Annotated in this window: 22 protein-coding genes and 1 tRNA gene; 9 read left to right on the top strand and 14 right to left on the bottom strand. The window is 36.8% G+C overall.

The window, feature by feature from the left end:
* Window positions 1-64: 64 nt before the first annotated feature.
* The 3 genes from HCX49_RS07755 to HCX49_RS07745 form a co-directional block, all read right to left on the bottom strand.
* Window positions 65-919: an EamA family transporter gene (locus tag HCX49_RS07755; RefSeq protein ID WP_132768509.1), complete on the bottom strand. Its 855-nt coding sequence runs from the start codon at window positions 917-919 to the stop codon at window positions 65-67.
* Between the two features lie 318 nt (window positions 920-1237).
* Window positions 1238-1310 (bottom strand) — tRNA-Lys (locus HCX49_RS07750).
* Between the two features lie 219 nt (window positions 1311-1529).
* Window positions 1530-2483, bottom strand: a complete 954-nt coding sequence (locus HCX49_RS07745) for an acetyl-CoA carboxylase carboxyltransferase subunit alpha (RefSeq protein ID WP_168126690.1) — start codon at window positions 2481-2483, stop codon at window positions 1530-1532.
* A gap of 160 nt (window positions 2484-2643) precedes the next feature.
* On the opposite strand from HCX49_RS07745, the gene HCX49_RS07740 reads away from it, so the two are divergent.
* Together HCX49_RS07740 and HCX49_RS07735 are read left to right on the top strand one after the other, a co-directional pair.
* Window positions 2644-4827, top strand: coding sequence for a glucoamylase family protein (locus HCX49_RS07740; protein ID WP_168126689.1), 2184 nt, complete (start codon window positions 2644-2646; stop codon window positions 4825-4827).
* Between the two features lie 143 nt (window positions 4828-4970).
* Complete coding sequence (locus HCX49_RS07735; protein ID WP_206368298.1) at window positions 4971-5492, top strand: OmpA family protein; 522 nt, start codon at window positions 4971-4973, stop codon at window positions 5490-5492.
* Window positions 5493-5547: 55 nt separating this feature from the next.
* Here HCX49_RS07735 and HCX49_RS07730 read toward each other — a convergent pair whose 3' ends face one another.
* From HCX49_RS07730 to HCX49_RS07720, 3 genes are all read right to left on the bottom strand, one after another.
* Window positions 5548-6282, bottom strand: coding sequence for a YggS family pyridoxal phosphate-dependent enzyme (locus HCX49_RS07730; protein WP_168126688.1), 735 nt, complete (start codon window positions 6280-6282; stop codon window positions 5548-5550).
* Between the two features lie 11 nt (window positions 6283-6293).
* Complete coding sequence (locus HCX49_RS07725; RefSeq protein ID WP_132768501.1) at window positions 6294-6998, bottom strand: AAA family ATPase; 705 nt, start codon at window positions 6996-6998, stop codon at window positions 6294-6296.
* An 85-nt stretch (window positions 6999-7083) separates the two neighbouring features.
* Window positions 7084-7530 carry a GNAT family N-acetyltransferase gene (locus HCX49_RS07720; RefSeq protein ID WP_132768499.1) on the bottom strand — a complete coding sequence of 149 codons (447 nt, stop codon included), beginning with the start codon at window positions 7528-7530 and terminating at the stop codon, window positions 7084-7086.
* 86 nt (window positions 7531-7616) lie between these two features.
* Between HCX49_RS07720 and HCX49_RS07715 the strand changes: the two genes are divergently transcribed.
* The 4 genes from HCX49_RS07715 to HCX49_RS07700 all read left to right on the top strand — a co-directional run bounded on the left by HCX49_RS07715 (window position 7617) and on the right by HCX49_RS07700 (window position 15709).
* The gene (locus HCX49_RS07715) at window positions 7617-9068 is read left to right on the top strand and encodes a PLP-dependent aminotransferase family protein (RefSeq protein ID WP_132768497.1); all 1452 of its coding nucleotides are present in this window, start codon (window positions 7617-7619) and stop codon (window positions 9066-9068) included.
* A 225-nt stretch (window positions 9069-9293) separates the two neighbouring features.
* The gene (gene dnaE / locus HCX49_RS07710) at window positions 9294-13718 is read left to right on the top strand and encodes a DNA polymerase III subunit alpha (RefSeq protein WP_132768495.1); all 4425 of its coding nucleotides are present in this window, start codon (window positions 9294-9296) and stop codon (window positions 13716-13718) included.
* Between the two features lie 109 nt (window positions 13719-13827).
* On the top strand, window positions 13828-14151 hold the full coding sequence (trxA, locus tag HCX49_RS07705; protein ID WP_021190487.1) for a thioredoxin: 324 nt from the start codon (window positions 13828-13830) through the stop codon (window positions 14149-14151).
* 247 nt (window positions 14152-14398) lie between these two features.
* Window positions 14399-15709 (top strand): ammonium transporter, encoded by a 1311-nt coding sequence (locus HCX49_RS07700; protein ID WP_183912819.1) that lies wholly within the window; start codon window positions 14399-14401, stop codon window positions 15707-15709.
* Window positions 15710-15876: 167 nt separating this feature from the next.
* On the opposite strand, the gene HCX49_RS07695 is transcribed toward HCX49_RS07700, so the two are convergent.
* From HCX49_RS07695 to HCX49_RS07660, 8 genes are all read right to left on the bottom strand, one after another.
* On the bottom strand, window positions 15877-16419 hold the full coding sequence (locus tag HCX49_RS07695; RefSeq protein WP_237682739.1) for a DUF1345 domain-containing protein: 543 nt from the start codon (window positions 16417-16419) through the stop codon (window positions 15877-15879).
* Between the two features lie 116 nt (window positions 16420-16535).
* Window positions 16536-17351: a hypothetical protein gene (locus tag HCX49_RS07690; protein WP_168126687.1), complete on the bottom strand. Its 816-nt coding sequence runs from the start codon at window positions 17349-17351 to the stop codon at window positions 16536-16538.
* 62 nt (window positions 17352-17413) lie between these two features.
* The gene (locus HCX49_RS07685) at window positions 17414-18406 is read right to left on the bottom strand and encodes an LLM class flavin-dependent oxidoreductase (protein ID WP_168126686.1); all 993 of its coding nucleotides are present in this window, start codon (window positions 18404-18406) and stop codon (window positions 17414-17416) included.
* A gap of 53 nt (window positions 18407-18459) precedes the next feature.
* Window positions 18460-19641 carry a class I SAM-dependent methyltransferase gene (locus HCX49_RS07680; RefSeq protein ID WP_168126685.1) on the bottom strand — a complete coding sequence of 394 codons (1182 nt, stop codon included), beginning with the start codon at window positions 19639-19641 and terminating at the stop codon, window positions 18460-18462.
* Complete coding sequence (locus HCX49_RS07675; protein ID WP_021190493.1) at window positions 19642-20904, bottom strand: aspartate kinase; 1263 nt, start codon at window positions 20902-20904, stop codon at window positions 19642-19644. It lies immediately after the preceding gene.
* 27 nt (window positions 20905-20931) lie between these two features.
* A complete protein-coding gene (locus tag HCX49_RS07670; protein WP_021190494.1) occupies window positions 20932-21732 on the bottom strand; it encodes a DUF3298 and DUF4163 domain-containing protein in 801 nt (266 codons plus the stop codon).
* A gap of 24 nt (window positions 21733-21756) precedes the next feature.
* The gene (locus HCX49_RS07665) at window positions 21757-22209 is read right to left on the bottom strand and encodes a GNAT family N-acetyltransferase (protein ID WP_132768482.1); all 453 of its coding nucleotides are present in this window, start codon (window positions 22207-22209) and stop codon (window positions 21757-21759) included.
* Entirely contained in the window at window positions 22202-22894 is a 693-nt protein-coding gene (locus HCX49_RS07660) for a YggS family pyridoxal phosphate-dependent enzyme (RefSeq protein WP_021190495.1), read from the bottom strand. The genes HCX49_RS07665 and HCX49_RS07660 overlap by 8 nt, the downstream gene beginning before the upstream one ends.
* Window positions 22895-22967: 73 nt before the next feature.
* On the opposite strand from HCX49_RS07660, the gene HCX49_RS07655 reads away from it, so the two are divergent.
* The 3 genes from HCX49_RS07655 to HCX49_RS07645 are packed head-to-tail and all read left to right on the top strand — an operon-like array spanning window position 22968 to window position 26823.
* On the top strand, window positions 22968-23762 hold the full coding sequence (locus HCX49_RS07655; protein WP_168126684.1) for a DUF4296 domain-containing protein: 795 nt from the start codon (window positions 22968-22970) through the stop codon (window positions 23760-23762).
* Window positions 23763-23776: 14 nt separating this feature from the next.
* On the top strand, window positions 23777-26152 hold the full coding sequence (locus HCX49_RS07650; RefSeq protein ID WP_168126683.1) for an endonuclease MutS2: 2376 nt from the start codon (window positions 23777-23779) through the stop codon (window positions 26150-26152).
* Window positions 26153-26166: 14 nt separating this feature from the next.
* Complete coding sequence (locus HCX49_RS07645; RefSeq protein ID WP_021190497.1) at window positions 26167-26823, top strand: MgtC/SapB family protein; 657 nt, start codon at window positions 26167-26169, stop codon at window positions 26821-26823.
* Window positions 26824-26885: the final 62 nt, after the last annotated feature.

The raw sequence follows: 26885 nt of genomic DNA, 5'->3' as shown, positions 1-26885 counted from the left end.
AAAAGCGCTATCGGGAGATAGCGCTTTTGTGATATTGTTCGTATGTAGGATAGATCGTTCTTAATTATTCTTCGATCTGTTGTTTCGTTTTACTGAAAATAGTAGCGCCCATACTTGCACTTATAACGCAAGCAACGGAAATCCATTGTAACGGTGTAAGACGTTCCGATAAGAATATCATACCTGATAGGGCGGCAAATGCCGGTTGCAAACTTGTTAAAATACTAAATGTTTTTGCTGGAAGTCTTTTTAAAGCCACTAAATCTAGTGAAAAAGGTACAGCGCTAGAAAGTACAGCGACGCCAAGTCCTTTTAAAAACAGCATTGGGGTAAGACTAAAAATACCACCATCCCATAGGGCAAAGGGGATAATAATTAGGGTTGCAAATAGCATTCCCGTGCTTACAGCGTCTTTTCCTGGCATAATGCCGGTCACCTTGCTGCCCATAACAATGTATACCGCCCAAAATATACCCGCTAGAAATGCGAGAAGAAGTCCGATTAAATCAATGTTGTTACTTTGCCATGGCACGATAAATAAAATACCGGCACAAGCGATTAATCCCCAAAGGACGTCTAACCATTTTCGGGATAAAGATAAAGCTAGAAAAAGTGGGCCTATAAATTCTACCGTTACAGCCAGTCCTAAGGGGATGCGTTGGATGGCTAAATAAAAAATAAGATTCATTGCGGCAATTCCTATTCCATAAATAGCGCAATATAACCATTGTTGTTTCGTGAATTGAAAGAATTTAGGACGATTTATAATATTTAGCAATACGGTAGACAGGCCAATTCTCAACATACTTGTTCCTGTTGCTCCTATGGCAGGAAAAAGCTGTTTAGCGATAGAGGCACCACCTTGGACACTGACCATAGATAGTAATGCCGCTGATATGGCCTTATTTGATTTTTTCATTAGAATAAATTATTTGTCAGGAAAGTTTTCACTTGTACTTAATGAATTCTTTACGCTTCGTTTGTTTTAATAATGAGCATTGGAATTACTCGTATGATTATGCACTCTTTCTCTTGATATTTATATCTTATTTCTATATAACAGCAGTCAACAGATGACTGCATCAAGTTCATTTTTATTGTAAATGGTATAGCTGATGATCGTATCATTTATAGCATTACAAGTTCCAATGATTGATTGATAGAAGCAGGGAGTGATATTCGAATTTAACCGTTTTATACAAAAGAAAAGCTAATCATAAGATTAGCTTTTCTTTTGTGATCCCGCTGGGATTCGAACCCAGGACCCATACATTAAAAGTGTATTGCTCTACCAGCTGAGCTACGGAATCTTACTCTTATGAAGTTTCCTTCGTTGTTTGGAGTGATGCAAAGCTAGAAAAATCTAGCAAAGGGAACAAATATATTTGCTAATTTTTTTGAAATATGTTGTAACGTATTCTTTTTTAAAATCTTATTTTTTCTATTTTCTGTACTGGAGAGGGGCGGGACAAAATAAAAGGGACACTTTTTATTAAAGCGTCCCTTTTATTTTGTTGTGAATGGTAGTGCTATTCAACTACTACACCCATTTTGCTAAATTTCGCTATACGTTCGTCCACCAAAACATCTTCGTCTTTGGCGATCAAAATCGCTAAATCTTCAACCAATTTTGCTTTTAATAACTCGGCCGCTAATTCAGGGTTTTGATGTGCTCCACCTAGTGGCTCTTTGATAATACCATCGATAAGGCCATTGCCAAGCATGTCTTTAGAGGTTAATTTTAGTGCCTCTGCCGCCTTTTCTTTGTGGTCCCAGCTTCTCCATAAAATAGAGGAACAAGATTCAGGAGAGATGACAGAATACCAGGTGTGCTCTAGCATGTATACACGATCGCCGATACCGATACCCAATGCACCACCAGAAGCACCTTCACCGATTACTACGCAGATAATAGGCACCTTTAGTACCGACATTTCCAGTAAGTTGCGTGCTATGGCTTCTCCTTGACCTCTTTCTTCAGCTTCCAAACCTGGGTATGCACCCATTGTATCGATCAATGTAACGACAGGTTTGTTGAATTTTTCTGCCATTTTCATTAAGCGAAGAGCTTTACGGTATCCTTCAGGGTTAGCCATACCAAAGTTGCGGTATTGACGCTCTTTGGTGTTTTTTCCTTTTTGATGCCCGATAACCATAACTGATTGACCTCCGATCGATGCAAATCCACCGACGATGGCTTTATCATCTCTTACAGTACGATCTCCGTGTAATTCAATAAAATCATCACAGATCATGTTAATGTAATCCAATGTTTGGGGTCTCTCCGGATGACGCGACATCTGCACATTCTCCCAACCAGACAAATTACCGTATATCTCTTTTTCAGCGTTCGCTAGTTTTTCTTGTAGCTCTAACACAGTTGCACTCATATCGACTTTCGTCTTTACGGCAACTTGTTCCACTTTTTCTATCTGCAATTGCAAATCTGCAATTGGCTTTTCAAATTCAAATGTAGTTTTCATATAAAGTTGTTATGAAAAAATCAGATGGCTAAATTAGTGCATTTTTTCCGAAATTAAAATTACGTATGACATTTACATTGGAAATCCTTTATTACTTTTGTGATTCATTAAAGTATAGATGGCTTACTTTTTGTTTGATGTTTATTATCAATTTATGCGCATGTCAAAAAAATTACTATTCATAATCGGTTTATCTATTTCTACTGCAACAGCCTTGTCTGCACAAACTTATCCTGAAGTTGTGTTTGAGAACAGTCTCTTGTCAGGTAACTATGCCAAAAGCTTGGTGGAATATTCGGGAGACAGTTGGGTACAGAATGTAAAGAAAAATTTACCGACTACAGATTCTTTATTTTTTACTCCAGGAAATTCACTTTCACTCCGTTATTTGTCATCAAATGCTGGAAATTGGAAGGTTGCTTTACTAAATGATCGCCATAAGATCAATTATCAGGTCCTGGCCAGTGATGTGCTGACAATTAAAATGTATGTGCAAACACCGCATACGAAAGAAAAAACTCTTCCGAAAATTCAATTGCTTCAAAATGGTTCTGAAACTAATATTTTAGAACTTTCCCCATTTATAGATGACTTTGATCATGATACTTGGCTTAATATAGAGATACCCTTGTCAAAATTTGGAAATTTAAAAGCAGGGGAAGCAGTTTCTGAAGTGGTTTTTCATCAAAACGGAACTGATGAGATGACGCATCAGTTGTTTTTAGATCAATTGGAGTTTTTGCCTAAAAATCCTTCTCGTGTCAAATTGTCTTCAGGAGCTATTCTGTCACAGGTCTCCAGTATTGATAAGCAGGTGGAGCTTCAATGGCAACTGCCGTTAACACCAAGTATCCGGTATATAAAAATTTACAGATCAACGGATAACGTTGATTTTAAGCCGATTGCCATACGACCGGTATTTATGCAAAAATGTTATGATCTTGTAGAAGAATATAATAAGAAATACTATTATAAGATCGCATGGGTAGATTTTGATTATCTGGAATCTCCATTCTCTACTGTAAAAGAAATTCAAACCAAACCTGCTAGTGATATAGAGCTTTCGAACTTAATCAAATTGACAAATGTCAATTATTTTATTGAGAACTATGATATCAACAGTGGTCTTTTTCTACCAAATAAATCAAATAAGAAGGCTATAGTTTCTATAGAAGAATCGGGTTATGCAATTCTTTCGTTATTGGTTGGTGCTGAAAACAATGTTATTTCGCGTCAAGCTTTATTGTTGCGTTTGAGTAGGATGATCAAGTTTTTAAACAAGGCTCAGCATCATGAGGGTGTATTTACGGCATTTTATGATGGAAGGGAAGGCGTGCCATTTTATACTGATGGCGTACAGATGTATGATGTTAAAGCGACGGCGAAACTTATGGAAGGATTGCTTGTTGCTCGGGAATATTTTTCAAAGGATGTTGCTGATGAACACAATTTTAGAGAGGATGTAACGAAATTATGGAAGCGGGTGAATTGGCAAAAGCTAACATCAAAGTCAAATCCTGATGCACTGATGGATCGGTGGTCAGCTGTAGATAGCACCTATCAGTCTAAAGTTTTAAACGGCCTGAATGATGGTTTAAGTGCTTATTTATTAGCGATGTCTTCTCCGACTTATCCATTGACGGAAGCGAGTTACCTGAATGGATATGCTAAAAAATTACCTCTAGCGGATAGTTTACTTCGTTTATCTCCATCGACAGTTGATCAAGGAGCTGCTTCACATATGAATGGTGGGCTTATCATACCGCAGGTACAACCAGCTACCCCCGTATCCTTTGAAGATAGTTTGATCTTTGAAAAACATATGCTGTATGGTAAAAAAATTGCAATTGGCGATTTAAATAAAAGTTTGATTGAGTTTTATAAACCATTTTTAACCTTAGATCCGAGCGGAAAATACGATGGTTATGTCGATTATGGTGAGCTAGCAAGTAATTATATTTTAGCTTATAAAAGAAGGGATAATGAATTAAACTTGGGATCTAGTTATACAGATATTTGGGGAGTACAGAATCCGAGCGATAGCGTGGGGCATTATTTAGTGAATCCAGCAATCGCAATTTCGGCTGTTGCTTTCGAACAGGAGATCGGTCAAAAATCTTTGCGCAAATTTTATGATCAATATGCTAAGGTGCTGTTTACCCAATATGGTTTTAGATCTTGGATTGATTTGAAAAATAATGATGTTTCCGATGGTTTTAATGCGAAAAATCAGGCGAGTGTGGCTGTTTTAATGGAGAATGCAAAATCTGGATTGATCTGGAAATTGTATAACCAGATACCGGAGATTAATGCAACTATTAAAAAGATCTATCATAAGAAATAAGCGAAACTGCTGAACGAATTAAAGGGATACAAGATCTTGTAGCGTTATGTCTAAGATCTGTATCCCTTTCTGTTTTTCTTGAGTTCACTTTTTTTTATATCTTTACAGTTAGTTTTTGCTTTCATAAATAATCTAAACATTCGATGATTAAAAAAATAAATAGTATTGCTGTTGCTTTGCTTTGTTCAATTTCTTTGTTTTCATGTAAACAACAAGCTGTAATTGTTAATCCAGGTGCTGTTGTTAGTATTGATGGTACTGATGATGGATTGAAAAACGTTAAACGTGATTTTGAAGATGCTACTCGTACAGATGAAGGAATTAAATTTACGATTTCATCAGATTTGCTATTTCCGACAAACTCTTCTTATTTAACAGAAAAAGCTAAAGCGGAATTGAGTAAATTGGCAACACTTTTAAAAGAAAATAAAAGTAAGATCCGTGTTGATGGGCATACAGATGCGACAGGTACTGTGGAGTATAATCAATGGTTAGCTGAAAAGAGAGCTAACTCGGTTAAAAAGTTTTTGGTAGATGCTGGAATTGCAGAGTCTAGAATCGCGGCAAAGGGTATTGGTCAGACTAAACCTGTAGCAGATAATAAAACTCCAGAAGGTCGTCAAAAGAATAGACGAGTTGAGGTTATTATTTTGGACGCAAAATAATTCTTAATTATAACAGGATATAAAGGGCTTTCATTGGAAAGCCTTTTTTGTGATATTAGTTTTTACTTTCGTCCCAATAGTGGGAGTCTGGATATATCCGCTTTCCAAATACTGCTGTCCCTATGCGTACAATTGTTGCTCCTTCGGCAATAGCAATTTCATAATCGCCACTCATACCCATGGACAATTCTCTCATTTCGACGCCAGGGATTTCAGCTTTGATAATGTCTTGCTGGAGGTTTTTCAATAATCCGAAACAGGCACGAATTTTATCTTCTTCTGCGCTGAATAGACCAATGGTCATGAGCCCTTTAATTTTTACATTTTCTAATATGGCTATCTGTCGTATCAGATCAATGGCTTTATCAGGTGATATGCCAAATTTACTTTCTTCCATGGAAGTATTCACCTGGATTAAAATGTCTATCGTTCGATTTTCAAGTTGTAATCTTTGATTTATTTTTTTGGCTAGATCAAACCGGTCTATAGATTGCACACAAGTGACATCATGCTGGAGTATGTATTTGATTTTATTGGTTTGTAAATGGCCTATAAAATGATTGGTATGCGGGATATTTTTTAAATCGTCATATTTGTCCCTTAATTCTTGAACTTTATTTTCTGCAATTAATGTATATCCTGCGAGTAAAGCCGTTTTTATACGATTTGCCGGAACTGTTTTAGTCGCTAACAATAGTTTGACTTCTTTGGGGTCACGATTGTATAGTAGGCAACATGCTTTGATTTTATCTTCAATTACTTTCAGATTCTCTAAGATTGTGTTAGTCATATCATCGTGATTTATTGTTTTTCCAATTTTGCTATCAGACTTGCTTTAACTTGTGTGAAAGCATGATCGCGAGCTTCTGCGTAGGATATCTCGTATTTTCTTTGAAACAGTTTAATATCTGCAGGGAATTTTTCGATAAGCGTATCATAATACTTGTCTAATTCTAACTGTGATGGTAAATCATAGCTGATCTGTAATTGAAATCGACGCAGCAATGCTTTATCAATAATGGATACATGGTTCGTTGCGGCGATCAGTAATACGGTCTGTGGTAAATAATCGATGAGTTGAATCAGTGTATTGACCAGGCGTCTCATCTCCCCAACATCTTTGTCGTCATTACCTCTTGCTTTTGCAATTTGATCAAACTCATCTAGGAATAGGACAGCCTTTTCGCGGGCCGCTTTATCAAATATTTGCTTTATATTTTGTGATGTTTCGCCAATACGGGAACAGACGATTGTACTGAGGTTTAGTGTTAAAATAGGTTTTCCCAGTGTTTGCGCGATTGCTTTGGCGGTTGTTGTTTTACCACATCCGGAACTTCCATGCAAGAGGATTTTATTGTTTACAGGTAGTCCGTATTGAAGGAGCTCTTCGCTGTAGGTATATTCTTTTATTAACTGCTGTATGGAAGCATTGTTCTCTTTATTAAGAAAAATATTAGCCAGTTCAGTCTGCTCGTTCTTAGTAATAATCAGATCGGAAATATTCATGGTGGCAATTTATTAATTTTTGAATAAAGCTTGAGTTTAATTTTTGAAGAATGACGAACGTTTTACGTTCGCCATTCTAGTATACTTATTTCCACCAATGATAATAATTGTGTAATCCATCATATTCAAATCCGCATTTCGGATATAACTTATTGCCGACTACGTTTGTTTTTTCTGTTTCCAGCATTAGTCCACAAGCATTTGTTTCTTCGCACCATAATTTACTTCGATCAATAAGCGCGATAGATAAACCTTGGCCCCGATAGTCCGGGTGTACATATAAGTCGCTTAATAACCATTGTTTAGCTAGTTTGGTATAATGGAAAAGTTTATAAAGCTGTACAAATCCTACTGCTTGATTATCTACATAGATTAAGAAGATCGTCGATTCGCTATTTACAAATCTTTCTTTAAGAAAAGCTTTTCCTTTTTCAAGATCTGGTTGCTGACGATAAAAAACACGGTATAAATCAAATAATACTGCTGTTTCGTCAAGGTTTGCTAATGTTGCTTGTCTAATTTCTGATTTCATATTTTCTTTTTTTAATTGTTATGACAAAATTACTCTTAAATAGGACTACCTTTGTGCTCCAGTTTTAAGTAATTAAGTAGTCCAGTATGCTTCCTTTTGAACATATTATAACCATTGATAAATCGAGTAATATTGCCCTATACAGGCAGATTTCGATTTCAATCATTAATGCGATCAGCGATGGGGTTTTAAAACCTGGGGCACATCTACCCAGCAGTCGTGAATTGGCAAAAAATCTTGCTGTTCACCGTAAAACAGTGATCGCTGCTTACGAAGAGCTCCAGTCTCAGGACTGGATTATTGTGGAGCCGCGTAAATATGTTGCTGTTTCAAACTTTATCCCAATTTTGAAGGCCCAAAAATGGAATAGGCCATTCGTGCGTACGGGGTACGGAAAAGATCTTCCCATTTCGTATAAAAAATCTCAGCCAGAAGTGTCGGTTGAAATCGCGGAAAGATTTGATAAGGTGCTTATTGATGACGGATATCCTGATATACGATTGTCACCAATTGATGATTTATTGAAGACCTATCGGACTTTTACAAACCGGAAAACAATTTCGAAGATTGCAAATATTGGTACGGGGCAAGGTGTGCGCAAGCTTCGCGAGCAATTGGCGAATCATCTGATCGAATCTCGAGGTCTCACTATGGGGGTGGAACATGTGCTGATTACTCATGGAGCGCAAATGAGTATATATTTGGCAGCACAACTTTTACTGGATAATAGTTCGCATGTGCTTGTTGGTGAACCCAACTATCCATTGGCAAATCAGGTTTTTAAAGATACCGGTGCATCGGTTATTTCTGTATCGGTTGATGAGGATGGTATTGATACGGATGCCGTGGAAGCTTGGTGTAAGTTGAAAAAAATCAGCTTGATATATGTTATACCACATCATCATTATCCCACCACAGTTACGCTTTCGGTAGAGCGTAGAATGAAATTATTAGCATTAGCTGAACAGTATGGATTTGTGATTATTGAAGATGATTATGACTATGATTATCATTATACCTCATCTCCTTATTTACCATTGGCCAGTAGTAATCATCAGGGGCATGTTATCTATATCGGTTCTTTTTCCAAAATCTTAGATCCTTCGATCCGTATTGGTTTTATGGTTGCTCCAGAAAAATTCATTGCGCAGTGTACTGCCTATAGAAAGATCATTGATGTGGGAGGAGATGGTTATATGCAACATGCTTTAGCCGAGTTGATTAAAGAGGGGGAGTTGAACAGATACTTAAAAAAAGCACGACGTTGCTATAAAATACGAAGGGATTATTTGGATCAGCTTTTACGGGATCGATTAGGTAATTATATTTATTTCTCCTTGCCTGCTGGTGGAATGGCCATTTGGGTGCGGTTAAAGCCTCCTTTTTTGGTGAATGATTTACTTTTGAACTGTTCGCTTGAAATTGTTCGTATCGATGAAACTCAAAATGCATTTCGATTTGGCTTTGCATCCTTGTCTGAAAATGAATTAGATCAGGCTGTTAGTGAATTAGTAAAAGCTTTTAAAAAGATGGCTTAATTTCATTGCTTTTTTTGCACAACGCAGTTTTTGTTTGAACAGGATAAGGGCAGGCGAAAAGATGAAAAATGAGCTTATTTTTTTTAGTAAAATGACTTGTTTTTCAGCTTTAGTGAGGAATAAATTTGTAAATTAGTAAACTTTTAAACAGGTCTGTTTTAATCTGTTTGAAAGTCTTTTAGTTGTTGATATTTAGCTGTTTAGGAAAGAATAAAGAATTAAGGTATGTACATTATATTTGATACGGAAACAACAGGATTACCCAAACGTTGGGATGCGCCGATTACAGATACTGATAATTGGCCCAGATGTATTCAAATAGCTTGGCAGTTACATGATGAAATGGGTAATCTGCTTGAGCATGAGGATTATCTGATCAAACCGGATGGTTACAATATTCCTTATGACTCCGAGAAAATTCATGGTATTTCCACCGAGTTAGCGACAGAACAGGGTGTTCCCATTCAAGATGTTCTGGTTAAGTTTAATGAAGCATTAGCTAAAGCCAAATTTATTGTAGGTCAAAATATTGGTTTTGATTTGAATATTATGGGTAGCGAGTTCTATCGTTATGATGTTCAATCTCCTATGGGTGAAATGCCTATCTTGGATACCTGTACTGAGGTTACAGCTGCTTTACTGCAATTGCCTGGTGGACGTGGAGGTCGTTTTAAATTACCAAATTTAACTGAACTTCATTCGTATCTATTTGGAGTTCCCTTTGCTGAAGCACATAATGCAACTGCCGATGTGGAAGCAACTACACGTTGTTTTTTTGAATTAGTTAGAAGGGAAGTTTTTACTGTTGATCAGTTACAGACTGATACAGGGTATTTTGTAGATTTTAAACAACAGAACCCATCAGTAATTCCAACTGTTGGTTTAAAGCACGTGAATCTGAAGGCGGCTTCGGATGAAATTAGAAAGCGCAGTCAGCCAAGTGGTGGTCAAGAAGTTGTGATTGATCATGATGTGCTGAATGATTTTGAAAATGCCGATTTTGCACATCTACATAATCATTCTCAGTTTTCGGTCCTGCAATCAACAATTTCTATTGCTAATTTGGTTGATACTGCTGCGAAGTATCGTATGCCAGCTGTTGCATTGACCGATCACGGTAATATGATGGGGGCTTTTCATTTTGTTTCTAAAGTAGGCGATCATAATAAAGCGGCGAAAGCAAAAAATGAAGAATTAGAAGCTGCTGGAGAAAGTCCTACGGAGAAAATAATCAAACCTATTGTGGGTTGTGAGTTTTTCGTATGTGATGATCATTTTGATAAGAAAAGAAAAGATAATGGTTATCAGATTGTCTTTTTAGCGAAAAATAAAAAAGGTTATCATAACCTGGCTAAAATGGCCTCAGTAGCCTATACGGAAGGGTTTTATTATGTACCTCGTATTGACAGAAAGGTTGTTGAGCAATATAAAGAGGATTTAATTGTCCTGTCTGGTAATCTTCAAGGAGAGGTGCCCAATAAAGTGCTTAATATCGGTGAAAATCAGGCTGAAGAAGCTTTGATCTGGTGGAAAGATCAGTTTGGGGATGATTTTTATATTGAAATGATGCGCCATGGTCAGGAGGATGAAGACCGCGTAAATACGACGCTAGTCAGTTTGGCTCGTAAACATGATGTAAAGCTGATTGCGACGAATAATACCTATTATATCAATAAGCCTGATGCTCACGCCCATGATATTTTGTTGTGTGTGAAGGATGGTGAAAAGTTGAGCACACCGAAAGGACGGGGGCGAGGTTTTAGGTTTGGATTACCTAATCAGGAATATTACTTCAAACCTGCTTCAGAAATGAAGAAGCTATTTAAGGATATACCAGATGCGATTATCAATATTCAGGAGATCGTCGATAAAATTGAAATCTTTACTTTATACCGTGACGTTCTTTTACCGGCTTTTGATATCCCTGAGGAATTTCAGGTTGCAGAAGATCAGGAAGATCATGGTAAGAGGGGTGAAAATAAGTATTTAAGACATCTAACAATAGAAGGAGCTAAGCGTCGTTACAAGCAGGGTGTAACAGACGATATCATGGAGCGCCTGGATTTTGAGTTAACTACCATTGAGAAGACCGGTTATCCAGGATATTTTTTGATTGTACAGGATTTTATTGCTGAAGCTCGTAAAATGGGCGTTTCTGTTGGTCCTGGTCGTGGTTCTGCCGCTGGATCTGCCGTAGCATACTGTTTAGGGATTACAAATTTGGATCCGATACAATACGATTTGCTATTTGAGCGTTTCTTAAATCCCGATCGTGTATCGATGCCCGATATTGATATTGACTTTGACGATGAGGGTCGTGGTCGCGTAATGCAGTATGTAATTGATAAATATGGAGCTTCGCAAGTAGCCCAGATTATTACATATGGTACTATGGCTGCCAAATCGTCTATTAAAGATACGGCTCGTGTACTGGATCTGCCTTTGCAGGAAGCCAATGAAATTGCAAAACTGATTCCAAATTTGAAGCTGGCAAAGATCTTCAATATGGATGAAAAAGCGTTGAAAGAGACTTTGCGCGCAGATGAACTGGAAGCTGTTAATCGTCTGATCGCCATATCGGAAGGTGCGGGTCTTGAAGCGGAAACGATTAAGCAGGCACGCGTATTGGAAGGTTCCATGCGTAATACAGGTATCCATGCTTGTGGGGTAATTATTACTCCTGACGATATCACTAATTTTGTTCCTGTATCATTAGCAAAAGATTCAGATCTGTATGTGACACAGTTTGATAACTCTGTTGTTGAATCTGCAGGTTTGTTGAAAATGGACTTTTTAGGGTTAAAAACATTGACCTTAATAAAGGATACGGTCGCTAACGTGAAGTTGAGTAATGGCCTGGAGTTAGATCCCGATGAATTTCCTATTGATGATCAATTGACTTACGAGTTATTCCAAAGAGGGGAAACGGTTGGGGTATTCCAATATGAATCTCCGGGTATGCAGAAGCATATGAAAGATCTGAAACCAACGGTTTTTGCGGATTTAATTGCTATGAATGCCCTTTATAGACCTGGACCAATGGAGTATATCCCCAGTTTTATCAAGCGTAAGCACGGGACAGAGCCTATTATTTATGATCTAGATGCTTGTGAGGAGTATTTGCAGGAAACATATGGTATTACTGTATATCAAGAGCAGGTAATGCTTCTTTCGCAGAAATTGGCAGGGTTCTCCAAAGGTGATGCCGATGTGTTGCGTAAAGCTATGGGTAAGAAGCAAAAAGCGGTTTTGGATAAGATGAAACCTAAGTTTGTTGCTCAGGCTGCTGAAAAGGGACATAACCCGAAAGTATTAGAAAAAATTTGGACAGATTGGGAGGCTTTTGCAAGTTATGCCTTTAATAAATCGCACTCGACCTGTTATGCTTGGATTGCTTATCAAACTGCTTATCTGAAAGCGCATTTTCCAGCGGAATACATGGCAGCTGTACTTTCAAATAACATGAATGATATCAAACAGGTCACTTTCTTTATGGAGGAGTGTAAGCGCATGGGACTTGAAGTATTGGCTCCAGATGTGAATGAGTCACATTATAAATTTACTGTGAATGATCGTGGTGCGATCCGATTTGGAATGGGAGCTGTTAAAGGTGTGGGAGCAGGAGCGGTTGATACGATTGTACAGACACGTGCAAAGGGACCCTATAAATCGGTTTTTGATTTGGCAAAACGGATTGATCTGCGTGCCGCTAATAAAAAAGCTTTTGAAAGTTTAGCTTATGCAGGTGGATTTGATGGTTTTCAAAATATGCATCGTGCTCAATATTTTCACAGTGAAGATAATTCGACTGGTTTAGAAAAAGCGATTAAGTTTGCACAGCGATTCAAGGAAAATGAAAATTCGGCTCAGGTAAGTTTATTTGGCGGAGATGGCGCAGCTGAGCTTCCAGAACCTGTATTGGCTTCTTGCCCACAATGGGGTTTGATCGAAAAATTAAAGTACGAGAAAGAGGTAATCGGTATTTATCTGACTAGTCATCCCTTGGATAACTATAAGTTTGAGATTAAGCATTTCTGTCAAAACAAAGTGAGTGATCTGCAGTTAATCAATAAGGTTAAGGCTTCTGAAGTTGAAGAAGATGTTTTGTTGGATTTTAATCGGATAAAAAATAAGGAGGTTGTTATCGGTGGTATTATTGCTCTTGCCAACCATCGTATTGCAAAATCGGGTAAGCCTTTTGGTTCTTTCATTATTGAGGATTATTCAGATTCTTATGAAATAATGGTTTTTGGTGAAGATTATGTGAAGTTCAAGGGGTATCTTGAAGAAGGCTATTTTGTGCAGCTCCGAGGTTTGGTGCAGGAAAGGTTTAAACAAGTTGGGAACTGGGGTTTTGAGATCAAGGGTATTCAGCTATTGTCGGATTTGAGAGAGAAAATGGCTAAAATTTTCACCATTAATATTGCATTGCCAGCATTAAATGATCTATTTTTGGAGGAGATGAAGCAAGTGCTGGATTCAAATGAGATCGAAGGGGTGGTTCCGAATTGTCAACTGCGTTTCAAAATTTGGGATCCGCAGGATGAAATTTCTATTGAGATGCCTGCGAAATTAAAGCGTATCAACTTGACAAATGAGTTCTTAGAGGCTATAGAGCAGTTTGAAGGTGTAAATTACCGATTGAATTAAATGGTGTCAATTTAATATTACACTTATATTACGGACATCTTTATTATATTTGTTCTTATAAATGAGTAAATAATAATTATCAAATAACTTCGGTTAAAAAAATAAAAATATGGCTTTAGAAATTACAGATAGCAACTTTGAAGAAGTTGTGTTGAAATCAGACAAACCAGTTTTAATTGACTTTTGGGCAGAGTGGTGTGGTCCATGTCGTATGGTAGGTCCAATTGTAGAAGAGTTGGCTAAGGATTATGCTGATACAGCGGTAATCGGAAAAGTAAATGTAGATGAAAACCCAGAAATTTCAGTTCGTTTTGGAATTCGTAATATTCCTGCGTTATTATTCTTCAAAAATGGTGAGATTGTCGATAAACAAATCGGTGCTGTGCCAAAATCAGTGCTAAGTGAGAAACTGGATAAGCAAATTGGTGCTTAAGCAAGTATTATTAAGATAATATCAAGTAGACAAATGTAGTTTTTTGTTATATAAGTCTTGTTAAAGGGGGTAGAATTAAGTTTCTACCCCCTTTTTCTGTTTTATATTTAGTAAAATGCATTATATATCTGTTGTTGTTTGTGTTTTTGTAGAATTTTGATGTTTTATTTGAAAATATTTGAAATAAATATTGTTTTTACTGTAATTTTTGCCTTAATTTGGATATTGATTAACAAAACAATTAAAAATGATTAAAAAAACAGCGATTCCTTTCTATTTTATGGTAATAATAGTTTTAATGGCACTATTTTTTCCTTCTTTACCTAAAAATGATGGAAATTATGAATATAATGGAGCTGATGTAGCATGGATGTTGACTTCAACGGCATTAGTGCTAATTATGACACCGGGTTTAGCATATTTTTATGGTGGAATGGTTAGAAAGAAGAATGTTATTTCAACGATGCTTCAAAGTTTCATCTGTATGGCTGTTGTTAGTGTTATTTGGGTTGTTTTTGGTTTTAGTTTAGTATTTGGAGATAGTATCGGAGGTTTCATCGGTAATCCGATGACGTATTTTATGTTTGATCATGTAATTGATGGTAAACCTTGGGTGGGTGCTCCAACGATTCCATTTGCACTGTTTGCTATGTTTCAATTGAAATTTGCGATCATTACACCGGCGCTTATTACGGGGGCTTTTGCAGAGCGTATCCGTTTTACATCTTATATTTTGTTCATCTGTTTATTTTTCGTCTTCATATATGCTCCTTTGGCACATGCTACCTGGCATCCTGATGGCTTATTGTTTAAGCTGGGTGTTTTGGATTTTGCCGGAGGAACTGTCGTACATATGTCAGCGGGCTTAACAGCACTGGCTTCAGCGATTTACTTAAAACAGGGTAGAGAGCCTGGTCATCATACACCTGCACGTGTAACCTATGTATTGCTCGGTACCGGTATGCTGTGGTTTGGCTGGTTTGGTTTTAATGCCGGTTCTGCCTTTTCTGCTTCTAGCCTTGCTTCGACGGCACTATCAACAACAATGACGGCTTCGGCAGCAGCTGCACTTACCTGGATTTTCTTTGATGCTATCCGTGGTACTAAACCATCTGCAATGGGAACCTGTATTGGTCTAGTAGTGGGTCTGGTTGCGATTACGCCGGCTGCCGGATTTGTAACTGTTCCGCATTCATTAGTAATTGGTGCTGTAGCCGCAATTGTAAGTCGCCTTGTGGTCGATTGGCGTACCCGTTCAAAGGTCGATGATACGTTAGATGTTTTTCCTTGTCATGGTGTTGGAGGTATTGTAGGGATGATTTTGACGGGTGTATTTGCTCATAAACAAATTAATGGTGTTGTTGAGCATAACGGTTTATTTTTTGGTGAAATAACCCTATTTAAGGCGCATATAATTGGTTTGTTTGCGTCCGCTGCTTTTATTTTAATTGTTGCTTTCTTATTGTTGAAAATAACAGATCTGATTTCACCCCTTCGTGCATCTGAGGAGGAGGAGTTATTAGGTATGGATATTTCACAACATGCAGAGAAATTATAAAGATTCCTTTCAATTCCCTTTCAATTAGAAACGCACACCATCGCTCGATGGGTGCGTTTTCTTTTTAAATGGGCATTTTGTAACAAGGCTTCGCTTTTAGAACGATATGCTATTTGATTTTTTTGTATTGATCCAGAAAGGGTCTGTAGCCAGTACAAATTTTTTGGTTAATGTATAAGGCCGGAAATAATATTTATTGTTAATGCAACAACAAATGTATTTAAAGCGAAAGCGAGTAATCCATGAAACAGAACCACTCTTCTAATTTTTCGTGACGAAACTTCAATATCAGAAACTTGAAATGTACAACCGAGCACAAATGAAAAGTATGCAAAGTCCATATAATCAGGTTTTTCATTTCCTGGGAAATCCAATCCTTTACCAGTGGCACCGTCTGCATAGTACAGATGTGCGTAATGGAAGACATAGGTCGTATGTACCAAAAACCAAGAGCTCATCATACTTAATACACAGATGCTGATGCTTGCGCCCTTGGGCATATCGGTCGTACTATCTGTGATAATAATGAGAAGTACAGCGAACAAACAGGCAAAACTTGCCATTAAAATAAAAATGGATACAAATAGACGGCTTCCGTCTTCGGATGCCGCTTTTCTAACAATTCGGTTTACGGGCATCTGGTAAAAGATAAACCACGACACAGCGCTGTAACTCAAACTAAAGGTAATCCAAAAAAGTATAGCACTCATTAAGAGGTTTATATTTAGACAATAGCAAATAACAGCTGTTAGGATGCTAAAGGAAAATGAAAATATACATTTTTGAACCGGATTGAAATCCTGTATGATCGCCTTTATTTTCATCGTTAACAATCAAATTGGACATCTTGCTTATAGCTGCTTTTCTCCATATCGTTATCTCTTATTTGAGATGAAAGGATAAGCATAATGCTGTTTTCTTCGTAATCGGTCGGGGTTGAAATAATAAAATCAAGTTTTCCATCACGATCAATATCTCCTACAAATAATGTTTTGATAAAAGTGTCATTAAATTGGTCAGCTTTGAACATGTTTATTTCTGAGTTTCCGTTGAATGAACATGTTAATTTATAATTTTTAACATCATGAAAGACTTCTTCATGGTTTTGGTCATTTGTTTGAATATTGGTTCCTACAATGTCACCATATCCTTTTAACAAGTATTTCTGGTTGTTAAAATTATACTGAACAGTTTCTTTAGGCCATATTTCAGCTTTGGTGATCTTTAGATTTTCAATTTTTCCTGCTTTTAAAAAAGGGAAATTGAGAAATAGGATGGAATTTCTTTTTGAAATTACTCCTTTCGTGGGTACTCCCGCACACTCACTGAATCCATCTTCTATTTTATAATCGACCTTTGCAAGGTAATATTCTCCTTTTTCCTCATAAAGATCTAGCCATCCATCATTTAAAATTTTGCTCGGATCTTCTGAATCGTCATAAATCCGATAGGTATCTATCATGAAAATGGATGCTTCTTTATTGGTAGAGGTTTTGATGCTAGGCTTGCTCACTGCATTTGTGTCGCTTGTTATTTCACTAGCGGCAGTGTCATTAGGAATTGTCTTATTAACCGGACTCTGATTTTGACAGGACTGAAAAATAAGTGTTATAAATAGTGCTGTAAGGCTTAAATATTTCATCGTGCATTATAATTTGAATAATTAAATATAGAAATTTTAATGCACGATGTAAATAAACTTTCTTAATCTGTTAATGCTTCTTTCAATATACGGAACGAGTCAAGACATTTTTGATCATCATAAATATAAGATATGACCATAAGTTCATCGATTTGTAGTTTTTCGATGAACGGTTCCAATTCCTTTCTGATGGTCTCTTTGTCTCCTATAAAGCTGCAGGAAAGCATATTGTCTGCGGCTTGTTCAATACTTGGAATCCCTTTGTAAATAACCTCAAATGTTGGAGGTGACAATGGTGCTCTTGTATTGGTTAGAATCCCCGCAAATAAATTTTTCACACTTGTTGACTGTAATTCGGCTTCTTCTACTGTTTTCGCGGCAATTACATTGACACAAACAATAAAATATGGTGCTGAAAGACTAGCTGACGGTTTGAAGTTCTGGTGGTAGATGGCACTTGCTTGAGCCAGTTGTGCCGGTGCAAAATGTGCGGCAAATGCATAGGGTAGTCCAAGGCTGGCGGCTAAATAGGCACTGTCTGTACTGGATCCTAAAATATATAAAGGAACGTTTAGACCTTCGGCCGGAAAAGCTCTTACTTTGGAGTCAACATTACTGTCACTAAAATATTGTTGCAGTGCCGCAACATCCTGTGGAAATTGGTATGCTGTATTAAAATTATTGCGACGTAATGCCATTGCTGTTTCTTGATCCGTTCCAGGAGCTCTGCCTAATCCAAGATCAATACGATTTGGATAAAGAGTCTCTAAGGTACCGAATTGCTCTGCAATGACAAGGGGCGAATGGTTCGGTAGCATAATACCTCCAGATCCAACACGAATGGTTTTGGTGTTTGCTGCAATGTGCTGAATAACGAGCGAGGTTGCTGAACTGGCAATGTATTCCATATTGTGATGTTCTGCTACCCAGATTCTTTTATATCCTAACTGCTCAATATGTTGCGCTATTTTTATGGTTCTGTTATATGCTTCTGACGTTGTGCAACCTTTTTTGATTGGCGCAAGATCTAAAGCTGATAAAGCAATATTTCTCATATAATAAAATTATGCTTTATTTTAGGAAAATATGTAATGGTATTGTCGCTTTACTATTTTCGTGTCGCGTGGATGACAATCAGTTCTCCTGTATGATCTGTAGTAAAAAAACTATGTAATTCACCGCCGTCCATAATTTTAAATTTCTTTTTTAGTACTTCTGTTTTTAAAGGGAAATTTCTAGCTACAGCGTTTGTTCTTAATTTTTCTTTTGATTTTTTGAAGATGGAAAACGGAATAACTTCGATGATTTCATAAATTTTTCCTAAAAAATCTTCTTGGTAAATTTCTGAACTATATAGGTGCGTATGTTGGTGCAGTTTTTTAAGATCAAATGCTTTGGTTATACTCTTAAAAGCACCAGCTTTAGTAAGACATACATCCGGTTCATAAAGATAACGCAGCGGTGCTGAAAATGAAGTGACCGTTTCAGTTTCTTCTGCCTGTGTGAATGTGAATTGTTGTGTTTTGTCACCAAAAATACGGACAGCGGTAATCTCTGGTTGACCAGAAAAATCTCTTTCTTGAATGAAAAGTAGCTCTTTACAGTCATTTTGGAGACTAATGACATAGATTTGCTTGACATGGTTTAGCTCAGACAATGCTGCTGTGATGTCCAGAAGAGGAGCAACTTTTATCATGATATGGGCTGCTCTTTGTAGAAAGTTTTCCTGTAAGGAAACGATGTTGGGTTCGCAATCACTCAACATAAAAACTTTTTGCTGCGCCACCCTGCGGGAAGGATCTATGTATATATACCCTATGTTAAGATCTTTATTTTTAGCAATATAGTCTACTCCATCTGAAGCGATAACTTCTATGTTTTTAGCTTGTAATTGCTTGGCATTGTATTGAGATATGAGTGCAAGTTGCGGATTGATCTCACAGGAAATTACTTTTTTAGCTCTTTTTGAAAAGTAAAAATCATCAATACCAAAGCCGCTTGTGATATCGATTAAAGTGACGTTTTCCGGAATTAGTGATACTTTGAATATCGCTGTTTTTTCCGAAGAACATTGTTCTAAGTTTAATTTATCGGGGTAATATATGTTCGCAGTTTCTGCCCAGAGCGGAATTTTTTTGCGACATCGCTGTCTGCCATCTATTTGTGTTGCAAGTTCAGACGAGGTAATTCCTTCAAAAGGAGATTTTTTTAGCGCTAATTTAGCGGAAGATTCTGATTCATTTTGATTAATAAAATCTTGAACCTCCTTTTGAAGGATAAGTGTATTCATTTATATTTTTTTTACAAGAAGCTGGCAAGTATAGGTATCTTTCAGTTCGCTGATCACCTGTTTATCCACTAAAACTCTATTGATTGTTTCTTGGTTATAGTAACGGATGGTGATAAGCTCTAGACCAGTTTCAATATTGACTTTGAATTTTTTCTTTAATTCGTCCAGTACTTCCAGGATGTTTTGACCGGTATCGTCTACAGCAACTGAAAAATTGATTGCACTGTTGTGCATCATATTGATTTTAATGCGGAATTGGTGAAACAAATTGAAAATATCGCGCAGATTATCTTCTACAATAAATGAAAAGTCACGCGGTGAAATGGATATCAAAATTTGATTGACCTTAAAAATAAACGATGGTACAGGTAAAGATACATTTGTGCTCTTGATCTTAGTTCCTGGTACTTCCGGATTTAGGAACGACCGCACATTTAACTGGATATTTTTATTCTGAAGTGGCTTAATTGTTTTCGGATGAATAACGGTTGCTCCATAATAGGTCAATTCAATTGCATCTGTATAAGATAATTCAGGTATCAATTCAGTTTTTTCAAACCATTTTGGATCGGCATTGAGTACACCTGGTACATCCTTCCAGATTGTCACGTGTTCAGCATTTAAACATGCTGCAAAGATTGCTGCCGAATAGTCTGATCCTTCACGACCTAATGTTGTCGTGAAATTTTCGGATGTCGAGCCTATAAATCCTTGTGTGACACCGATATATTCGCTAAGGATTTTTGGGATCTCAGCTTGAATAATAGCTTCAGTCTTTTCCCAGTTAACCTGCGCTTCGGTATAGGTGTTATCGGTCATGATGTAGTTGCGGGCATCTAGCCATTGGGATTTTACACCAATGTGATTGAGATAAGCCGCTAGAATTTTGGAAGAAACGATTTCACCCGTAGAAACGATTTGATCAAATAAATAATCAAAAGAATCTTGTGGTTCTTCTTCTAATATCCATTCGATTTCGACAAAACAATTGGCGATTTCATCAAATATGGGATGATTGGAATCTTCGAATAAACCGGATAATATGTTATAATGAAATGCTTTGGCTTTTTCAAGTATTTCAAATGCTTCACCTGTATTTTGGTGATATGCTTTTGTTACGTCTTCTAATAAGTTGGTGGTTTTACCCATGGCCGAGACGACGACCAATAAAGCGTCCACTTTATATTTAGAGATAATATGTGCTGAATTTTTTACACTTTCAGCATCTTTGACTGATGCGCCACCAAATTTAAAAACTTGCATCGGATAGGATTACGTTGAGGTTGATTGCTAATTAATACTATTGATATATTCTAGACCCTTGTTTGAAATCAAGTGTTTTATATCCTTATATGGCACTTTTAGTGCTGTATTTCCCCCAGAATAGGGTTTAATTTCATATACATTGTAATAGAAAAGTAGATCTTCTTTGTCTAAAGCAAAATTGTTTGCAAGGGCAAAATTGCCAGCTTCAAAAAAGAACTTGTCATTTAAAGATTCTTTGTCAGATAGATTTTCCAGTTTGCGAAAGTATTTTTCTGCAATTTTAATCAATTCTTTCTGATTTTCTTCATTTATGATATCGTTTAATGTTATTTTTTGATCTGAATTGATATCATAATGTGTAAAAAGAGTAAAATGGTCACCATGAGCACCACCGGTATATTCGGTTTGGTTGGTTTCTATGCTGATAAACTTAGGGGTATTTTGATATACTTTTGCCTGTAAATCCCGAAACCAGGCTGCAGAAGAACTGCCACTATTTTCTTCTACATATTCATCATATGCATCGACGAATCTTTTGGCTGAAATACTGATTTCCGAATCACCTTCTAAATTAATCGATTGATTGAGTAATGTGTTGATGACGGTATCCTTGAATTGTGGATATTTAGCTCTGAAGAATGTTGTGTCTATTTTTTCACCTTCTTTCACAAAAAAGTTGCTATACCGATGCACTTCTTTCATGTCATAATGAAGCGTATCACCACTAGCTTTCTTTTGTTCTTTTGCCGTATCGTTACCAGTACATGAAGTAATGGCAATTAATGCAAAAATGATCGAGGGGTTGAAATAGTATTTTGGTTTCATGTAATTTAACCGTCCTTTTCTGTTCTAATATGTTATCGATACATTAATCCATTCGGCATCGAAGTCCGCTTTATACTTTCGGTAGAATTGAATAGCAGGTTCATTCCAGTCCAAAACCTGCCAAACCATGCCTTGATATCCTTTAGATTTGCCGTAATTGATAGTTTCTTCGAAAAGTTGTTTGCCAATTCCATAGCCACGCATACTTTCTGTCACAATTAAATCTTCAAGATAGAGCCTTCTTCCTTTCCAAGTGGAATAACGAATGTAATATAGTGAAATTCCGACGATTTTCCCATCAAATTCTGCAATAAAAGCTCCCCATATTGGGTTTTCTCCAAATCCGGCGTCAATAAACTCTTCCATAGAGACCGTTACCTCATTGGGTGCTTTTTCTAATATGGCAAGTTCTTTAATTAATTCCAGCATTGCAGGACAATCTGCTTCAACAGCAGTTCTAATAATCGCTTTAGTCATTGTTTTTAAAATGTTTGATGACGCGTTTTCCAAAAATAGTACTTCCCACCCGGATCATGTTAGATCCCTTTTCTATTGCTAATTTGTAATCAGAAGACATACCCATCGACAGCGTATCGAAACTTTCGTTTTTACGATAGAAACTTGCCTTGATGCCATCATATAATGATTTTAGCTCATAAAACTCCTCTTTGATCTCTTTTTCATTCTCTGTATTGGTTGCAATACCCATTAAGCCACGGATGTTGACATGTTTTAAAGCGAAAAATTCCTCATCGCGTAACATTTCAATTAATTCTGCATGGTCAAAACCAAATTTAGTATCTTCTTCAGCAATGTGTACCTGAAGTAAGCAGTCGATCACACGCTTGTTTTTAGCAGCTTGTTTATCGATTTCTTTCAGAAGTTTGAAAGAATCAACAGCATGGATTAAGGTCACAAAGGGAGCTACGTATTTAACTTTATTTGTTTGCAAGTGACCAATAAGATGCCATTCGATATCTTTTGGTAGAGATTCATATTTTTCAACAAGTTCTTGAACAAGGTTTTCACCAAAAACACGTTGCCCAGCTTCATAGGCTTCCATGATATCTTCATTCGGTTTTGTTTTTGATACAGCGACTAGTTGAACGCCGAGCGCTTTAACTTCTAAATTAATCGCTTCTAGGTTGCTTGCAATACTCATGATAATTGTATATTTAAGAATTCAAAGGGTGACAAATGTCAGGCCTTTTTATAAATTTGTACAAAATTACGAAATGCAACGATTAATACTGAATGTACTTGCTCTGATTTTTTTATTTGTTTCTTGTAAAAGTACAAATGAGAAAGATATTATTCCAAAAAAGGATTTTGTGAAGGTCCTAACGGAGATTTATATAACTGATGCTTATCTATCAACATTAAACTCGGATAGTGCAAAGCGCGTTATATTTCCGTTATATGACAATACGTTCAAAAAGTATGATTTAGATTCCACTTCTTTTAAGAAAAATCTTTCTTTTTATGGTAGTGATGCCGAAGTGATGAACAAGATATATGAGGAGGTCGGTAAGAATCTGAAAAATATGAATGACGGTTATATCAAAACTGACCAGGTCAGAATGGATTCTATTCGACGAAAAGATTCTATACAGAATGCACATTTTCAAGATAGTTTAACTCGCATTAATGATTTTAAAGAACTTTATGAGTCGCAGAAAAAACTGATCCTAAATTATAAACAAGATAGTGTAAAATGGGATTACAAAAAGGCAGCGCAAGAATTTTATAATAAATCGGGTTTAAAAGGTAATTTGAATCTAGGTACATTTTTACTTAAAAATATGTCTGTACCAGCTACTTCCAAAAGCGATTCGACTGTTACTAAGAAAGTTGAGGCCAAATCCATACGAAATGGCCAGGGACCTAAACTTGAATCGGTCAAGGCTTCTGAAGATATACCTCTTAAAACTGATGTAAAGAAGGTGAGAAATCCGGTCAAACAACCTCTTTTACTGGACCGAAAGGTCAAACAAAAAACGGAGATTCTTTCTCCAGAACCGGTTAAATAAATAGTAATAGAAACATGATTTATCCTAATAACGCAAGTGATAAGCTCGGTTTTGCCGAGATTAAGGAATTGATAAAACAAAAATGTATCAGTGAGTCGGGGCGTAATTTGGTTGATAAGATACAGCCACAAACCCGATTTGATCAGATAGACAAGTTTTTACGTCAAACAAATGAATTTAAAGATTTATTAACAACTGATGATGCTTTGCCAGTTGATCATTTATATCCTATTCGTGCTTTAGTTGAAAAAGCTAAAGTCGAAGGAGCCTTTTTAATGGAGGAGGAGTTTCATCGTGTGCTTCTTTCGTTGAAAACTGTTTATGCTATCATCCGATATTTCAATGATCGGGAAGGGCAGTACCCTAATTTAGAATTACTGTTTGAACATCTTCCTATTGAAAAGCAGATTATCCGTGATATTGAAATGATCATTGATGATCGGGGTAAAATGAAGCACAATGCTTCACGCCTGTTGCTTGATCTCTCTCAAAGCATCTTGAAAGCAGAACAGGAAGCACGTAAAAGAATTGATATCATTTTTAAAAGCGCGCAGAACAGCGGATGGACAGCTGACGGTAATTTGACTATTCGAGACGGCCGTCTTTGTATTCCTATCTTAGCTGAGAATAAGCGTAAGGTGAAAGGACTGATTCATGATGAATCTGCTACGGGACAAACTGCCTACATAGAGCCTGAAGAAGTATTTCACCTGAACAATAAGGTTAGAGATTTGGAGTTTGAAAGACGACGTGAGATTATACGTATTTTAGTCGAGTTAACAACCAAATTGAGACCGCATATACCGTTGATGCTTTCGTATGATGGCTTACTTACTAAGGTAGATTTTGTTCGATCGAAAGCACTTTTTGCGTTAGATATTGAGGCGGAAATGCCTGAATTATCCAAAGAGGCTGAAATAAATTTAGTGAATGCGCGGCATCCTTTACTGACACTAAATGCTGGGCACGACCGCGGGACAATCGTTCCTCTAAATATCAAGATCGACGATGTACAGCGTGTTATAGTGGTGTCAGGACCTAATGCTGGAGGTAAATCTGTCTGTATGAAAACAGTAGGATTGATGCAGCTCATGTTGCAATCCGGATTATTAATACCCGCTGATGCGCACTCCAAAATGGGGATTTATAAGCAAATTTTTGCAGATATTGGTGATGATCAGTCGATAGAGAGTGATTTAAGTACTTATAGCGCTCATCTTTCTAAGATGAAGTATTTTACAGAGTTTGCGAATGCTCGAACGCTTATTTTAATTGATGAGTTTGGTACGGGTACTGATCCATTATTTGGAGGACCAATTGCTGAGGCTGTTTTGGAAACTTTAAATAAAAAGAACATTCGCGGTGTGGTGACGACGCACTATTCGAACCTGAAAGTATTTGCAAATCAAACACCTGGTTTAGAAAATGCTTCGATGCTATTTGATAATGTCGCCATGAAACCGCTTTATATCTTGCAGATCGGAAAACCGGGGAGTTCTTACGCCTTTGAAATTGCGCAAAAAATTGGATTGAATAAAGAGATTATTCATTTAGCAAAACAGAAGGTTGGAAACCATCAGAAAAAAGTAGATACACTTTTGGTAGATCTGGAGCGCGAGAAGAAGGAAATATTTGATACAAAAGCTGCTATAACAAGACGAGAAAAGGAATTGATCCGCATAAAATCTGAATACGAGGATTTACAATCTTATTTGGAGGAGAATAAAAAGACAATTCTCAAAAAAGCAAAGGAAGAAGCCCAGATACTCTTAAAAAACTCTAATAAATTAATTGAAAATACAGTAGCAGAGATTAAGTCTGCTCAGGCTGATAAAGAAAAGACTAAGGAAATTCGTGCCAATTTGGATCGTTCATTCTCGACCATACTACCTAAGGATAAAAAGATCGAGAAGAAACCTATTGCTACCGCTGATTTAACAGAGGAAATTGCTGTTGGCGATTGGGTAAAGATTATCGATTCGGAAAATGAGGCTGTTGTATTAGAGGTTGCAAAAAACAATCTTATTCTAGCGATGGGTGAACTGAGAACTGTGCAGAAGCGCAAAAATGTTATCAAGTTAGCGGGTAAAGATTTGAAGAAAGCAGCAAAAGCTGGATCTAAGACACTTTCTGCACATGCTGTAGCTGATTTCAATCCTGAGATTGATCTTCGCGGTATGCGCACCGAAGATGCGCTATATGAGCTGGAGAAAGTATTGGATAGAGCAGTAATGATCGGTTACCCTTCTTTAAAAATTATTCATGGTAAAGGGGATGGTATTTTACGCAAGTTTATACGTGATTATTTAAGAAAATACAGCCATATTTCCCGATTTGAAGACGAACATCAGGACCGCGGTGGTGATGGTATTACTTATGCATATTTATAATACGTTCGTCAATTATGGACTCTTTGTTGAATTTCTTTGATAATCAATACATCTGGAATGTGCTGGTTGCCATATTTTGTGGCGCTATAATAGGTTTTGAGCGGGAATATAGAAATAAAGCAGCTGGATTTAGAACGATTGTTTTGATCTGTTTTGGTTCAGCTGTTTTTACTGTTGTTTCAAAAATGATGGGTGGCAATGGGAGTGATGATCGTATTGCCGCTAATATCGTTACTGGTATTGGTTTTATCGGTGCGGGTGTTATTTTTAAAGGAAAACTGTCGGTAAAAGGTTTAACGACTTCCGCCGTGATATGGTCAACAGCAGGGTTAGGTATGATCTCGGGAATAGGAGAAACAAAATTAGCAATGTTTTTTACTTTCTTCATGGTTATTATCTTATCCTTATTTCAGGAAATTGAATTGATGCTATCGCGGTATTATTTAATTCGTACCGTGCATGTACGATTTATGGATTGTGACTTTGAACAGGTTACGAATTTCGAAAATGAGGCTCTAAAATTTAAGGTGAAATTCAATCGGAAAACTATTGAAAAGCTAGGTGGTGAATTGGCTGTGATCTATGACTTATCTGGTAAGATGGAGAACATTAATAAATTCAATGAAAGACTCATCCATTTTGAGCCGATTAAGGAATTTTATTATAATTAATCTTAATTTTTTATTTACAAATATATCTTTAATTTGTTGATATATAGGTGGTATTAGATGTG

Origin of the sequence: Sphingobacterium sp. B16(2022), assembly GCF_012030425.1 — a bacterium.
Classification (GTDB): Bacteria; Bacteroidota; Bacteroidia; order Sphingobacteriales; family Sphingobacteriaceae; genus Sphingobacterium; species Sphingobacterium anhuiense.
Note: the sequence above shows the minus strand (reverse complement) of the source record. Positions and strands in the feature narration are given on the sequence as shown.